Origin of the sequence: Mesorhizobium sp. B2-6-1 (genome assembly GCF_006440475.1) — a bacterium.
GTDB lineage: Bacteria > Pseudomonadota > Alphaproteobacteria > Rhizobiales > Rhizobiaceae > Mesorhizobium.
Genome location: NZ_VFUH01000005.1, coordinates 318,475 through 331,235, shown reverse-complemented (window position 1 = coordinate 331,235; position 12,761 = coordinate 318,475). Strand labels below are relative to the sequence as shown.

General features: G+C 62.4%; 24 protein-coding genes and 1 pseudogene. All 25 read left to right on the top strand.

The genetic code is table 11. The annotated features are described in order from the left end of the window. Window positions 1-76 (top strand): annotated as a pseudogene (locus FJ443_RS14185) (elongation factor Tu); the annotation flags it as partial. Between the two features lie 66 nt (window positions 77-142). Next, the gene (gene rpsJ / locus FJ443_RS14180) at window positions 143-451 is read left to right on the top strand and encodes a 30S ribosomal protein S10 (protein ID WP_006205468.1); all 309 of its coding nucleotides are present in this window, start codon (window positions 143-145) and stop codon (window positions 449-451) included. A 61-nt stretch (window positions 452-512) separates the two neighbouring features. Beyond that, a complete protein-coding gene (rplC, locus tag FJ443_RS14175) occupies window positions 513-1,241 on the top strand; it encodes a 50S ribosomal protein L3 (protein WP_140501257.1) in 729 nt (242 codons plus the stop codon). Next, complete coding sequence (gene rplD / locus FJ443_RS14170; protein WP_140501259.1) at window positions 1,241-1,861, top strand: 50S ribosomal protein L4; 621 nt, start codon at window positions 1,241-1,243, stop codon at window positions 1,859-1,861. Before rplC ends, rplD begins: the two co-directional genes overlap by 1 nt. Then, window positions 1,858-2,151: a 50S ribosomal protein L23 gene (locus FJ443_RS14165; RefSeq protein ID WP_006205465.1), complete on the top strand. Its 294-nt coding sequence runs from the start codon at window positions 1,858-1,860 to the stop codon at window positions 2,149-2,151. Before rplD ends, FJ443_RS14165 begins: the two co-directional genes overlap by 4 nt. Window positions 2,152-2,173: 22 nt before the next feature. Further along, a complete protein-coding gene (rplB, locus tag FJ443_RS14160) occupies window positions 2,174-3,007 on the top strand; it encodes a 50S ribosomal protein L2 (RefSeq protein ID WP_140501261.1) in 834 nt (277 codons plus the stop codon). 16 nt (window positions 3,008-3,023) lie between these two features. Continuing rightward, window positions 3,024-3,302, top strand: coding sequence for a 30S ribosomal protein S19 (gene rpsS / locus FJ443_RS14155; protein ID WP_006205463.1), 279 nt, complete (start codon window positions 3,024-3,026; stop codon window positions 3,300-3,302). Window positions 3,303-3,304: 2 nt separating this feature from the next. Further along, the gene (rplV, locus tag FJ443_RS14150) at window positions 3,305-3,694 is read left to right on the top strand and encodes a 50S ribosomal protein L22 (RefSeq protein ID WP_006205462.1); all 390 of its coding nucleotides are present in this window, start codon (window positions 3,305-3,307) and stop codon (window positions 3,692-3,694) included. Beyond that, entirely contained in the window at window positions 3,694-4,422 is a 729-nt protein-coding gene (gene rpsC / locus FJ443_RS14145; RefSeq protein ID WP_140501263.1) for a 30S ribosomal protein S3, read from the top strand. The genes rplV and rpsC overlap by 1 nt, the downstream gene beginning before the upstream one ends. A gap of 27 nt (window positions 4,423-4,449) precedes the next feature. Then, the gene (rplP, locus tag FJ443_RS14140; RefSeq protein WP_027026963.1) at window positions 4,450-4,863 is read left to right on the top strand and encodes a 50S ribosomal protein L16; all 414 of its coding nucleotides are present in this window, start codon (window positions 4,450-4,452) and stop codon (window positions 4,861-4,863) included. A gap of 13 nt (window positions 4,864-4,876) precedes the next feature. Continuing rightward, the gene (gene rpmC / locus FJ443_RS14135; RefSeq protein ID WP_006205459.1) at window positions 4,877-5,077 is read left to right on the top strand and encodes a 50S ribosomal protein L29; all 201 of its coding nucleotides are present in this window, start codon (window positions 4,877-4,879) and stop codon (window positions 5,075-5,077) included. A gap of 11 nt (window positions 5,078-5,088) precedes the next feature. Beyond that, complete coding sequence (rpsQ, locus tag FJ443_RS14130) at window positions 5,089-5,328, top strand: 30S ribosomal protein S17 (protein WP_010909280.1); 240 nt, start codon at window positions 5,089-5,091, stop codon at window positions 5,326-5,328. A gap of 85 nt (window positions 5,329-5,413) precedes the next feature. Beyond that, the gene (gene rplN / locus FJ443_RS14125) at window positions 5,414-5,782 is read left to right on the top strand and encodes a 50S ribosomal protein L14 (protein WP_006205457.1); all 369 of its coding nucleotides are present in this window, start codon (window positions 5,414-5,416) and stop codon (window positions 5,780-5,782) included. Window positions 5,783-5,794: 12 nt separating this feature from the next. After that, window positions 5,795-6,109, top strand: a complete 315-nt coding sequence (rplX, locus tag FJ443_RS14120) for a 50S ribosomal protein L24 (protein WP_006205456.1) — start codon at window positions 5,795-5,797, stop codon at window positions 6,107-6,109. Then, window positions 6,102-6,680, top strand: coding sequence for a 50S ribosomal protein L5 (rplE, locus tag FJ443_RS14115; protein WP_140501265.1), 579 nt, complete (start codon window positions 6,102-6,104; stop codon window positions 6,678-6,680). The genes rplX and rplE overlap by 8 nt, the downstream gene beginning before the upstream one ends. A gap of 27 nt (window positions 6,681-6,707) precedes the next feature. Beyond that, complete coding sequence (rpsN, locus tag FJ443_RS14110; RefSeq protein ID WP_013895695.1) at window positions 6,708-7,013, top strand: 30S ribosomal protein S14; 306 nt, start codon at window positions 6,708-6,710, stop codon at window positions 7,011-7,013. A 12-nt stretch (window positions 7,014-7,025) separates the two neighbouring features. Beyond that, a complete protein-coding gene (gene rpsH, locus FJ443_RS14105) occupies window positions 7,026-7,424 on the top strand; it encodes a 30S ribosomal protein S8 (RefSeq protein ID WP_006205453.1) in 399 nt (132 codons plus the stop codon). A gap of 93 nt (window positions 7,425-7,517) precedes the next feature. Continuing rightward, window positions 7,518-8,051 (top strand): 50S ribosomal protein L6, encoded by a 534-nt coding sequence (gene rplF, locus FJ443_RS14100; protein ID WP_140501269.1) that lies wholly within the window; start codon window positions 7,518-7,520, stop codon window positions 8,049-8,051. A 139-nt stretch (window positions 8,052-8,190) separates the two neighbouring features. Continuing rightward, window positions 8,191-8,550, top strand: coding sequence for a 50S ribosomal protein L18 (rplR, locus tag FJ443_RS14095; protein WP_140501271.1), 360 nt, complete (start codon window positions 8,191-8,193; stop codon window positions 8,548-8,550). Window positions 8,551-8,697: 147 nt separating this feature from the next. Continuing rightward, window positions 8,698-9,261 carry a 30S ribosomal protein S5 gene (gene rpsE / locus FJ443_RS14090; RefSeq protein WP_006333394.1) on the top strand — a complete coding sequence of 188 codons (564 nt, stop codon included), beginning with the start codon at window positions 8,698-8,700 and terminating at the stop codon, window positions 9,259-9,261. A gap of 24 nt (window positions 9,262-9,285) precedes the next feature. Further along, window positions 9,286-9,483 (top strand): 50S ribosomal protein L30, encoded by a 198-nt coding sequence (rpmD, locus tag FJ443_RS14085; RefSeq protein WP_006205449.1) that lies wholly within the window; start codon window positions 9,286-9,288, stop codon window positions 9,481-9,483. Window positions 9,484-9,505: 22 nt separating this feature from the next. Beyond that, window positions 9,506-9,979, top strand: coding sequence for a 50S ribosomal protein L15 (gene rplO / locus FJ443_RS14080; RefSeq protein WP_140501273.1), 474 nt, complete (start codon window positions 9,506-9,508; stop codon window positions 9,977-9,979). A 190-nt stretch (window positions 9,980-10,169) separates the two neighbouring features. Continuing rightward, window positions 10,170-11,510, top strand: a complete 1,341-nt coding sequence (gene secY, locus FJ443_RS14075) for a preprotein translocase subunit SecY (RefSeq protein WP_140501275.1) — start codon at window positions 10,170-10,172, stop codon at window positions 11,508-11,510. Next, on the top strand, window positions 11,507-12,115 hold the full coding sequence (locus tag FJ443_RS14070) for an adenylate kinase (RefSeq protein ID WP_140501277.1): 609 nt from the start codon (window positions 11,507-11,509) through the stop codon (window positions 12,113-12,115). Before secY ends, FJ443_RS14070 begins: the two co-directional genes overlap by 4 nt. A 191-nt stretch (window positions 12,116-12,306) precedes the next feature. Continuing rightward, on the top strand, window positions 12,307-12,675 hold the full coding sequence (gene rpsM, locus FJ443_RS14065; protein ID WP_006205445.1) for a 30S ribosomal protein S13: 369 nt from the start codon (window positions 12,307-12,309) through the stop codon (window positions 12,673-12,675). Window positions 12,676-12,761: the final 86 nt, after the last annotated feature.

The following is a 12,761-nucleotide window of genomic DNA, read 5'->3' as shown; positions in this document are numbered from 1 at the left end:
AGAGAAGCTGCGCTTCGCCATCCGTGAAGGCGGCCGCACCGTCGGTGCCGGCATCGTCGTCACCATCAAAGAGTAATTTGGACTTAAACCGATCTGTCGCGGGCGCGGGTGCCCGCGCCGCGCCAGAACAAGGAAGTGACGCATGAACGGACAGAATATCCGCATCCGCCTGAAGGCGTTTGATCACCGGGTGCTCGACGCCTCGACGCGCGAAATCGTGTCGACGGCCAAGCGCACCGGTGCCAACGTCCGCGGCCCCATTCCGCTGCCGACGCGGATCGAAAAGTTCACGGTCAACCGGTCGCCTCACGTCGACAAGAAGAGCCGCGAGCAGTTCGAGATGCGCACGCACAAGCGTCTGCTCGATATCGTCGATCCGACCCCGCAGACCGTCGATGCTTTGATGAAGCTCGATCTGGCCGCCGGTGTCGACGTCGAGATCAAGCTCTAAGGGAATGAGAGCGCGGTAAGGGGCGGTGCCCCTGGCCCGGAACTCTAAAGGAATTGAACCGATGCGTTCAGGTGTGATTGCAAAGAAGGTGGGAATGACCCGCATCTACAACGATGCCGGGGAACATGTTCCCGTCACCGTTCTCCAGATGGAGAACTGCCAGGTCGTGGCGCAGCGCACGCAGGAGAAGAATGGCTATACCGCCGTTCAGCTCGGCGTTGGCCTTGCCAAGGTGAAGAACACGTCGAAGGCGATGCGCGGCCATTTCGCGACCGCTTCCGTCGAGCCGAAGGCCAAGCTTGCCGAGTTCCGCGTCTCCGCCGACAACATGATCGATGTCGGCGCCGAGATCACGGTCGAGCATTTCGTCGCCGGCCAGAAGGTCGACGTCACCGGCACGACGATCGGCAAGGGTTTCCAGGGCGTCATCAAGCGCCACCACATGGGTGGTGGCCGCGCGACCCACGGTAACTCGGTCTCGCACCGCACGCACGGCTCGACCGGCCAGCGCCAGGACCCCGGCAAGGTGTTCAAGGGCAAGAAGATGGCCGGCCACATGGGCGACACGCGCGTCACCACGCAGAACGTCGAGATCGTCTCGACCGATGCCGACCGCGGCCTGATCCTGATCCGCGGCGCGGTTCCCGGGTCGAAGGGTGCCTGGATCCTGGTTCGCGACGCCGCCAAGGTGGCGCTTCCGGCCAATGCGCCGAAGCCCGCCGCGATCCGCCCAGTTGCTGCCGGTATGGGCACGAAGAATGAGGCTCCGGCCACAGAGGGAGCGGAATAATGGATCTCAAGATCACAACGCTGGGCGGCAAGGACGCCGGCAAGGTGAAACTCTCCGAGGAGATTTTCGGCCTTGATCCGCGCGAGGACATTTTGCAGCGCGTCGTGCGCTGGCAACTCGCCAAGAAGCAGCAGGGCACGCACAAGGCCAAGGGCCGCGCCGAGATCGCGCGCACCGGCGCCAAGATGTACAAGCAGAAGGGTACGGGCCGCGCCCGTCACCATTCGGCACGCGCTCCGCAGTTCCGCGGCGGCGGCAAGGCTCACGGCCCGGTCGTTCGCAGCCACGAGCACGAACTGCCGAAGAAGGTCCGCGCGCTCGGCCTCAAGCATGCTCTCTCGGCCAAGGCCAAGAGCGCGTCGATCATCGTCATCGACGAGCTGAAGCTGACCGAGGCGAAGACCAAGGCGCTGATCGCGAATTTCGCGACGCTGGGCCTGACGAACGCCCTGGTGATCGGTGGCGCCGAGCTCGACCGGAACTTCAAGCTGGCCGCGACCAACATCCCGAACATCGACGTGCTGCCCATCCAGGGCATCAACGTCTACGACATTCTGCGCCGCGGCACGCTGGTCCTTTCGAAGGCCGCCGTCGAGGCTCTCGAGGAGCGCTTTAAATGACCGACCTTCGTCACTACGACGTAATCGTCAGCCCGGCGATCACCGAAAAGTCGACCATGGCTTCCGAGCAGAACCAGGTCGTCTTCAACGTCGCCAAGAAGGCGTCGAAGCCGGAAATCAAGGCCGCCGTCGAAGCGCTGTTCGGCGTCAAGGTGATGGCCGTGAACACGCTTGTCCGCAAGGGCAAGATCAAGCGCTTCCGCGGCACGATCGGCCGCCAGAGCGACGTCAAGAAGGCGGTAGTGACGCTGGCAGATGGCCAGTCGATCGACGTCGCGACGGGTCTCTGAGCAAGGCCGCGAGGACAGGACAATGGCACTTAAAAAATTCAACCCGATAACGCCGAGCACCCGTCAGCTGGTCATCGTCGACCGCTCGGGCCTCTACAAGGGCAAGCCCGTCAAGGGTCTGACCGAGGGCCTGACCAAGTCGGGCGGCCGTAACAATTACGGCCGCATCACTGCACGCTTCATCGGCGGCGGTCACAAGCGTTCGTACCGCATCATCGATTTCAAGCGCCGCAAGTTCGACGTCGTCGGCACGGTCGAGCGCATTGAATACGATCCGAACCGCACCGCCTTCATCGCGCTGATCAAGTATGACGATGGCGAGCTGTCCTACATCATCGCTCCGCAGCGCCTTGCCGCAGGCGACAAGATCGTGGCTGGCGAAGCGGTCGACGTGAAGCCGGGCAATGCGATGCCGCTGGCCTCGATGCCGGTCGGCACGATCGTCCACAACATCGAGCTGAAGCCGGGCAAGGGCGCCCAGGTCGCCCGTTCGGCTGGCGGTTACGCCCAGCTCGTCGGCCGCGACCAGGGCATGGCGATCCTGCGCCTCAACTCGGGCGAGCAGCGTGTCGTTCACGGCTCCTGCATGGCTACCGTCGGTGCCGTGTCCAACCCGGACCACGGCAACATCAACGACGGCAAGGCCGGCCGCACGGTTTGGCGTGGCAAGCGCCCGCACAATCGCGGCGTGACCATGAACCCGGTCGACCACCCGCATGGCGGTGGTGAAGGCCGCACCTCCGGTGGCCGCCATCCGGTCTCGCCGTGGGGCAAGCCGACCAAGGGCAAGAAGACGCGGTCCAACAAGGCGACCGACAAGTTCATCCTGCGCTCGCGCCATCAGCGCAAGAGCTAAGAAGAGGTAACGCCAAGTGACTCGTTCTATTTGGAAAGGCCCCTTCATCGACGGCTACCTTCTCAAGAAGGTGGACAAGGTTCGTGAAGGTGGTCGCAATGAGGTGATCAAGATGTGGAGCCGTCGCTCCACCATCCTGCCGCAGTTCGTCGGCTTCACCTTCGGTGTCTACAACGGCCAGAAGCATGTTCCCGTCTCGGTGAACGAGGACATGGTCGGTCACAAGTTCGGTGAATTCGCTCCGACGCGGACCTATTACGGTCACGGCGCGGATAAGAAGGCGAAGAGGAAATAATCATGGGCAAGGCCAAAGCTCCGCGCAGGCTTGCTGACAACGAAGCGCGCGCCGTACTGCGCACGATCCGTATCAGCCCGCAGAAGCTGAACCTGGTTGCCGCGCTGATCCGCGGCAAGAAGGTCGCGACAGCGCTTTCCGACCTGGAATTCTCGGCCAAGCGGATTTCCGGCACGGTCAAGAAGACGCTGGAATCGGCGATCGCCAACGCGGAAAACAATCACGACCTCGACGTCGATGCGCTGATCGTGGCGGAAGCCTATGTCGGCAAGTCGATCGTCATGAAGCGGTTCCATGCCCGGGGCCGTGGTCGCGCCAGCCGTATCGAGAAGCCGTTCTCGCACCTCACGATCGTCGTTCGTGAAGTCGAAGAAAAAGGGGAGGCCGCATAATGGGCCAGAAAGTCAATCCGATCGGTCTTCGCCTCGGCATCAACCGCACCTGGGATTCGCGCTGGTTCGCGAACACCGGCGAGTACGGCAAGCTGCTGCATGAGGACATCAAGATCCGCAAGTACCTCGAGAAGGAGCTCAAGCAGGCTGCCATCTCGAAGGTCGTGATCGAGCGTCCGCACAAGAAGTGCCGCGTCACCATCCATGCCGCGCGCCCGGGTCTGATCATCGGCAAGAAGGGCGCCGACATCGAGAAGCTTCGCAAGAAGCTGATGGAGATGACCAAGTCCGAGACGCACCTCAACATCGTCGAAGTGCGCAAGCCGGAAATCGACGCGACCCTGGTCGCCCAGTCGATCGCCCAGCAGCTCGAGCGCCGCATCGCGTTCCGCCGCGCCATGAAGCGTGCCGTGCAGTCGGCGATGCGCCTCGGTGCCGAAGGCATCCGCATCAACTGCTCGGGCCGTCTCGGCGGCGCTGAAATCGCGCGCATGGAATGGTACCGTGAAGGCCGCGTGCCGCTGCACACGCTGCGTGCCGATGTCGACTACGGCACGGCCGAGGCGAATACGGCGTACGGCATCTGCGGCGTCAAGGTGTGGGTGTTCAAGGGCGAGATCCTCGAGCACGACCCGATGGCTTCGGAGCGCCGCGCGACCGAGGGCGATCATGCGCATGGCGGTGGTGGTGGTGATCGCGAACGCGGTCGTCGTCGCGAAAACGCCTGAGACATTTAGGAATTTGGAGTTAGAACGATGCTGCAGCCAAAGCGCACAAAGTTCCGCAAGCAGTTCAAGGGCCGCATCCACGGTACCGCCAAGGGCGGCACCAACCTGGATTTCGGTGGTTTCGGGCTGAAGGCGCTTGAGCCGAACCGCGTCACCGCGCGCGAGATCGAAGCGGCCCGCCGCGCGATCACCCGCGAGATGAAGCGCGCCGGCCGTGTCTGGATCCGTATTTTCCCGGATCTGCCGGTCACCTCGAAGCCGACCGAAGTCCGCATGGGCAAGGGCAAGGGCGCGGTCGACTACTGGGCGGCGCGCGTCAAGCCCGGCCGGATCATGTTCGAGATCGACGGCGTCAACGAAGAAACCGCCCGTGAGGCACTGCGTCTCGGCGCGGCCAAGCTCTCGGTCAGGACGCGCTTCGTACAGCGCATCGCAGAATAAGGACGGGCTGATCATGAAAGCCGAAGACATCCGGACCAAGACCCAGGACCAGCTGACCGACGACCTGGCCAGCCTGAAGAAGGAGCAGTTCAACCTGCGCTTCCAGAAGGCGACCGGCCAGCTCGAAAAGACCGCGCGCGTGAGGCAGGTCCGCAAGGACATTGCGCGTATCAAGACCATCGCTGCGGAAAAGTCCGCGGCTAAGAAGGCTTAAGGACGAAAACCATGCCAAAGCGCATTCTGCAGGGCACCGTCGTCAGCGACAAGAACGAGAAGACGGTTGTCGTCAAGGTCGAACGGCGCTTCACGCATCCCGTGATGAAGAAGACCGTGCGCATGACCAAGAAGTACAAGGCGCACGACGAGAACAACGCCCACAAGGTTGGCGATCAGGTGTTCATCCAGGAATCGAAGCCGATTTCCAAGGACAAGCGCTGGATTGTCGTGTCTTCGGACCAAGCCTGATCTCTGGGCGTAAACAAACGAATTTTGGACAGACCGGGGAGGGGTGAAGAACCCGTCCCGTTAGAAAAGAAGAAGGCGGCCAGTCATGATTCAGATGCAAACAAACCTCGACGTCGCGGATAATTCCGGCGCCCGTCGTGTCATGTGCATCAAGGTGCTGGGCGGCTCGAAGCGGAAATACGCTTCCGTAGGCGACATCATCGTGGTGTCGATCAAGGAAGCCATCCCGCGCGGCCGCGTGAAGAAGGGCGATGTGATGAAGGCGGTCGTGGTTCGCACGGCCAAGGACATCCGCCGCCCGGACGGCAGCGTGATCCGTTTCGACAAGAACGCGGCCGTTCTCGTCGACAACAAGAAAGAGCCGATCGGCACGCGTATCTTCGGACCGGTTCCGCGCGAACTCCGCGCCAAGAACCACATGAAGATCATCTCGCTCGCGCCTGAAGTGCTGTAAGGAGCCGGACCAATGCAGAAGATTAGAAAAGGCGACAAGGTCGTCGTGCTGGCTGGCAAGGACAAGGGCCGTTCGGGCGAAGTCCTGTCGGTTCAGCCGAAGGACGACACCGCGCTGGTGCGCGGCGTCAACATGATTCGTCGTCACCAGAAGCAGTCCCAGTCCCAAGAGGGCGGGATCATCACCAAGGAAGCGCCGATCCAGCTGTCGAACATCGCGCTGGCCGACCCCAAGGATGGCAAGCCGACCCGCGTCGGCTTCATCTTCCAGAAGGACGGCAAGAAGGTGCGCGTCGCCAAGCGCTCGGGAGAAGTCATCAATGGCTAAGGCTCAAACCAAGCAGGCGACTGCCCAGAACACGCCGCGCCTCAAGCAGGTCTACAACGATACCATCCGCAAGGCCTTGCAGGAGCAGTTCGGCTACGACAACGAGATGCAGGTTCCGCGCATCGACAAGATCGTGCTGAACATGGGCGTTGGCGAAGCGACCGGCGATTCGAAGAAGCCTTCGATCGCGGCCGAGGATCTGGCGATGATCGCCGGCCAGAAGGCCGTCGTCACCCGCGCCCGCAATTCGATCGCGGGCTTCAAGGTCCGCGAGAAGATGCCGATCGGCGCCAAGGTCACGCTGCGCAAGGAGCGCATGTACGAGTTCCTCGACCGCCTCGTGAACATCGCGCTGCCGCGTGTCCGCGACTTCCGCGGACTGAATCCGAAGAGCTTCGATGGTCGTGGCAACTACGCCATGGGCATCAAGGAACACATCGTGTTCCCGGAGATCAACTACGACAAGGTTGATCAGATCTGGGGCATGGACGTCATCGTTTGTACGACTGCGAAGACGGACGACGAAGCCAGGGCACTGCTCAAGGCCTTCAACTTCCCCTTCCGCCAGTAACGGCAGCGAGAAAAGGAAAAATCTGAAATGGCAAAGACCAGCTCAGTCGAGAAGAACAACAGGCGCCGCAAGCTTGCCGACCAGTACGGTCCCAAGCGCGCTGCCCTGAAGGCGATCATCATGGACCAGTCCAAGCCGATGGAAGAGCGCTTCCGCGCTCAGCTCAAGCTTGCCGCCATGCCGCGCAACTCGGCCAAGATCCGCATCCGCAACCGCTGCGAAGTCACCGGCCGCCCGCGTGCCTATTATCGCAAGCTCAAAGTATCGCGCATCGCGCTTCGTGATCTCGGCAATAACGGCCAGATCCCGGGCCTGGTCAAGTCGAGCTGGTAAGGAGGACATAATATGTCATTGAGCGATCCTCTCGGCGATATGCTGACCCGCATCCGCAACGCCTATGGCCGCAAGAAGTCGAGCGTGTCGACGCCGGCCTCGCGTCTGCGCACCCGCGTCCTCGACGTGCTGAAGGCTGAAGGCTATATCCGCGACTACAGCCAGACCGATTTCGACAACGGCAAGTCCGAAATCGAGATTGAGCTGAAGTATTTCGACGGAGCGCCGGTGGTGCGCGAAATCGCCCGCGTCTCGAAGCCGGGCCGCCGCGTTTACGTTTCGGCCAAGTCGATCCCGCATGTCGCCAACGGCCTCGGTATCGCCATCCTTTCGACGCCGAAGGGCGTGATGGCCGACCACGAAGCGCGCGAACAGAACGTCGGTGGCGAGATCCTCTGCCAGATCTTCTGATCCGGCAGCGTGATCCCGAAAAAAATGGAATCCGGTCTTCGGATCGTCCCGAAGACAGAGACCTGAAACAAGAGAAGTGACGAGGACAACAAAATGTCTCGTATTGGAAAGAAACCCGTTTCGCTGCCGCAGGGCGTGACCGCGACCGTCAACGGCCAGACCGTGACGGCGAAGGGCCCCAAGGGCGAGCTGAAGTTCGTGGTCAACGACGAAGTGCTGGTCAAGATGGAAGGCAGCGAGATCGCTGTCGAGCCGCGCGACCAGTCCAAGACCGCCCGCTCCAAGTGGGGCATGTCGCGCACGCAGATCGTCAACATCCTGCAGGGCGTCAAGGACGGCTTCGAGAAGAAGCTCGAGATCACCGGCGTCGGCTATCGCGCGGCCTTGCAGGGCAAGAACCTGCAGCTGGCGCTCGGCTTCAGCCACGACGTCGTCTACGAGACGCCGCAAGGCATCACCATCACCGTGCCGAAGCCGACCGAAATCACCGTTGCCGGTATCGACAAGCAGCAGGTCGGCCAGGTGGCCGCGGAAATCCGCGAATACCGTGGTCCCGAGCCCTACAAGGGCAAGGGCGTCCGCTATGCAGGCGAGAAGATCGTCCGCAAGGAAGGCAAGAAGAAGTAGTGGGTTTGGCCCCGGGAAGGTGCAGACTTTTCGGAAGGGGCCAAGCCAGGAAGTGTAACGCCGCGGGGAGCGGTCGCGGGAGGCGCTTTCGCCTACCGCACAGGGCGGCCCCCGTTTTCTGAAGGCAAGGAAGACCATCATGGGTACCAAGGAAGCCACTCAGCGCCGCGCGCAGCGCGTCCGCCGCCAGATCAAGAAGGTCGCCGGCGAGCGTCCGCGCCTGTCGGTTCACCGCACGTCGAAGAACATCTACGTCCAGGTCATCGACGACGCCAAGGGCCACACCATCGCTGCCGCCTCGACCCTCGAGAAGGACCTCAAGGGTTCGCTTAAGACCGGTGCCGATACCGCTGCCGCTGCCGCGATCGGCAAGCTGATCGCCGAGCGTGCCGCCAAGGCGGGAGTCAAGGAAGTCGTCTTCGACCGCGGCCCGTACATCTATCACGGCCGCGTCAAGGCGCTGGCCGAGGCGGCTCGTGAAGGCGGCTTGAGCTTCTAAGCCTGATCCGGACCGAAAGTCGGCAGAAAGTTGCAGACTTTTCGAAACGGATCATGCAAGGGAGTGATGATTTTCACCGTCGGCGACCCGCAATGAGGCGTCGGCATTCAGCAACCCGTGCTTCCGGAAAAGAACAAGGAACAGGATATGGCACAGGAACGTAGGGATGGCGGCCGCGGCCGCGATCGTGAAGAACGCGATGACGGCATGGTCGACAAGCTCGTCCACATCAACCGTGTCGCCAAGGTCGTCAAGGGCGGCCGCCGCTTCGGTTTTGCAGCACTCGTCGTCGTCGGCGACCAGAAGGGCCGCGTCGGCTTCGGTCACGGCAAGGCGCGCGAAGTGCCGGAAGCCATCCGCAAGGCAACCGAATCGGCCAAGCGCGACATGATCTTCGTGCCGCTGCGCTCGGGCCGCACGCTGCACCACGATGTCGAGGGACGCTGGGGCGCCGGCCGTGTTCTCCTGCGCGCCGCCAAGCAAGGTACCGGCATCATCGCCGGCGGCCCGATGCGTGCCGTCTTCGAGACGCTCGGCATGCATGACGTGGTCGCCAAGTCGATGGGTTCGTCGAACCCTTACAACATGGTTCGCGCCACTTTCGACGCGCTGAAGAGCCAGATGCATCCCAAGGATGTGGCTGCCGCGCGCGGCATCAAGTATTCGACCCTTCAGGCCCGCCGCGGCACCGCCGTCGCGGCTGAAGAATAGTCGATCTGACCAGGGATTTTGACCATGGCCAAGAAAGCAACCAAGACCATCACCGTTGAGCAGATCGGTTCGCCGATCCGCCGCCCGAAGGAACAGCGCGCGACGCTGGTCGGCCTCGGCCTCAACAAGATGCACAAGCAGCGCACGCTGGAAGATACGCCTTCCGTGCGCGGCATGATCGCTGCCGTCCAGCATCTCGTCCGCGTCGTGGACGAGGGCTGAGCACAGGCGCAGGAGAAGCAAGATGAAACTCAACGATCTGCGTGACAAGGACGGCGCGACGCATTCGAAGAAGCGTCTCGGCCGCGGCATCGGCTCCGGTTCCGGCAAGACTGCCGGTCGCGGCGTCAAGGGCCAGAAGGCGCGCTCCGGCGTCGCCGTCAACGGCTTCGAGGGTGGCCAGATGCCGCTCTATCGGCGCCTGCCGAAGCGTGGCTTCAACAATATCTTCGCCAAGAGCTTCACCGTCGTCTCGCTGGCCCGTATCCAGGCCGCTGTAGACGCCAAGAAGCTCGATGCGAAGGCGACCGTGACGGCCGAGGCGCTGGTAGCCGCCGGCGTCATCCGTCGCGTGAAGGACGGCGTTCGCGTGCTGTCGGACGGCGATCTCAAGGCGAAGCTCGCCTTTGACGTCGCCGGGGCCTCCAAGGCCGCGATCGAGAAGATCGAAAAGGCCGGCGGTTCGGTCAAGCTGCCGCAAGAGGCGGCCGCCGAGTAACAGCAATTTGAAGCGCGGTCGGCAAGGCCGATCCGGTTTTGCTTTCGATCACGCTTCGACCTGTTCAATATGGCGGCCGCGTCAACGCGGCCGCTTGCATGTTTACAGTCCGGAGCTTATCTCGTGAGCTTCGGTGACACGCGCCGCCTGACCTTAGGGCCATCAAGCGTGACCAAGCGGAGAATCGGGCATGGCTTCGGCTGCTGAACAACTAGCCTCGAATCTGAATTTCTCAGCCTTCGCCAAAGCGGAGGACCTGAAGAAACGAATCTGGTTCACCGTCGGCGCGCTGCTCGTCTACCGCCTCGGCACCTACATCCCGCTTCCCGGCATCAATCCCGATGCCTTCGCGCAGGCCTTCTCTTCGCAGAGCAAGGGCGTGCTGGGCATGTTCAACATGTTCGCCGGCGGCGCTGTGCAACGCATGGCGATCTTCGCGCTCGGCATCATGCCTTACATTTCCGCTTCCATCATCATGCAGCTGATGACCTCGGTCATCCCGTCGCTGGAAGCGCTGAAGAAGGAAGGCGAGCAGGGCCGCAAGGTCATCAACCAGTACACGCGCTACGGCACGGTGCTCCTGGCGCTGGTGCAGGCCTATGGTATTTCGGTCGGGCTTGAAGGCGGCAACGGCATCGTCAGCGATCCCGGCATGTTCTTCCGCATCTCGACCGTCGTCACGCTGGTCGGCGGCACCATGTTCCTGATGTGGCTCGGCGAGCAGATCACCGCGCGCGGCATCGGCAACGGCATTTCGCTGATCATCTTCTCCGGCATCGTCGCCGGCCTGCCGCATGCCATTTCCGGCACGCTGGAACTCGGCCGCACCGGAGCGCTGTCGACCGGCCTGATCCTGGCGATCATCGTGCTGGCCATCGTCGTCATCGCGCTCATCGTCTTCTTCGAGCGCGCCCAGCGGCGTCTGCTGATCCAGTATCCGAAGCGTCAGGTCGGCAATCGCATGTTCCAGGGCGACACTTCCCACCTGCCGCTCAAGCTCAACACGTCGGGCGTCATCCCGCCGATCTTCGCCTCGTCGCTGCTGTTGCTGCCGGCCACCGTCGCCGGCTTCTCGCAGACGACGAACATGCCGGCCTGGGCCAGCACCATCCTGGCCTCGCTCGGCCATGGCCAGCCGCTCTATATGTTATTCTACGCGGCGATGATCGTGTTCTTCGCCTTCTTCTACACCGCGATCGTCTTTAACCCGAAGGACACCGCCGACCAGCTCAAGAAGCACTCCGGCTTCATCCCCGGCTACCGTCCGGGCGAGCGCACCGCCGACTATATCGACTACGTTCTTACCCGCATCACTGTCGTCGGTGCCATCTATCTGGTGCTGGTCTGTCTGCTGCCGGAGTTCCTGATCTCGGCGACTGGCGTACCATTCTACCTTGGTGGCACATCGCTTCTGATCGTGGTCAGTGTCACGCTCGACACGGTTGCGCAGATTCAGGGCCACCTGATCGCGCACCAATATGAAGGCCTGATCAAGAAGTCGAAGCTGCGCGGGGGGAAGAAAGCCAGATGAGGTTGATTTTGCTTGGGCCGCCAGGAGCGGGCAAGGGGACACAAGCACAAAGACTGGTAGAGAGACACGGCATCCCCCAGCTTTCCACGGGCGACATGCTGCGCGCCGCGGTCCAGGCCGGTACCGAAGTCGGCAAGCGCGCCAAGGCGGTCATGGATGCCGGCGAGTTGGTCTCGGATGCCATCGTCAACGCCATCGTGGCCGAGCGCATTGACCAGCCCGATTGCGCCAATGGTTTCATCCTCGACGGCTACCCGCGTACGCTGGTGCAGGCTGATGCGGTTGAATCGATGCTTGACGAACGTGGCATCGCGCTCGACACCGTCATCGAGCTTGTCGTCGATGACAAGGCGCTGGTCGGCCGCATCGTCAAGCGCGCCGATGAGGCCAAGGCAGCCGGTCAGCCGGTGCGCAAGGACGACAATCCGGCGGTGTTCGAGGAGCGCCTGCGGGAATATTACAAGAAGACCGCTCCGCTGATCGGCTATTATTATGCCAAGCGCCGGCTGAAGAGCGTGGACGGCATGGCTGGTATCGATGCCGTGACGTCGGAGATCGAAGCCGTGCTCGCGGCGACGGTGAAAGAGGCCGCCTCGGCCAAATAGCGATTGTGCTTGACTGAAGCGGTCCGCTGGGGTATGGCGGCCCGTCTTCCTGTCAGGCATGGAGTTTGCTTGCCCGCAAGGGCGGGGCAGCCGTTTTTGACCAGGAAACTCCCGCAAGGGCCGGCCTCCACCGGACGCGGGGCAACGCAGACAGCGCCGGCTCGTCCGGCCCATATGGAGATGAGAAGAACATGGCTCGTATAGCCGGCGTCAACATTCCGACCAACAAGCGCGTTGTCATCGCGCTTCAGTACATTCACGGCATCGGCAAGAAGTTCGCCCAGGAAATCGTCGACAAGGTCGGCATCCCGGCCGAGCGCCGCGTCAACCAGCTGACCGACGCGGAAGTGCTGCAGATCCGCGAGACGATCGACCGCGACTATCAGGTCGAGGGCGACCTGCGCCGCGAAGTGTCGATGAACATCAAGCGGCTCATGGACCTCGGCTGCTACCGCGGCCTGCGTCACCGTCGCTCGCTGCCGGTTCGCGGCCAGCGGACGCACACCAATGCACGCACCCGCAAGGGCCCGGCCAAGTCGATCGCCGGCAAGAAGAAGTAATTTAGGGCAGTAAGGGAGTAGGGGAGTAAGGCAGTAGGGAATGCCCGGCAATCGGGTCGCACTTTCCCTACTCCCTTACTGCCCTA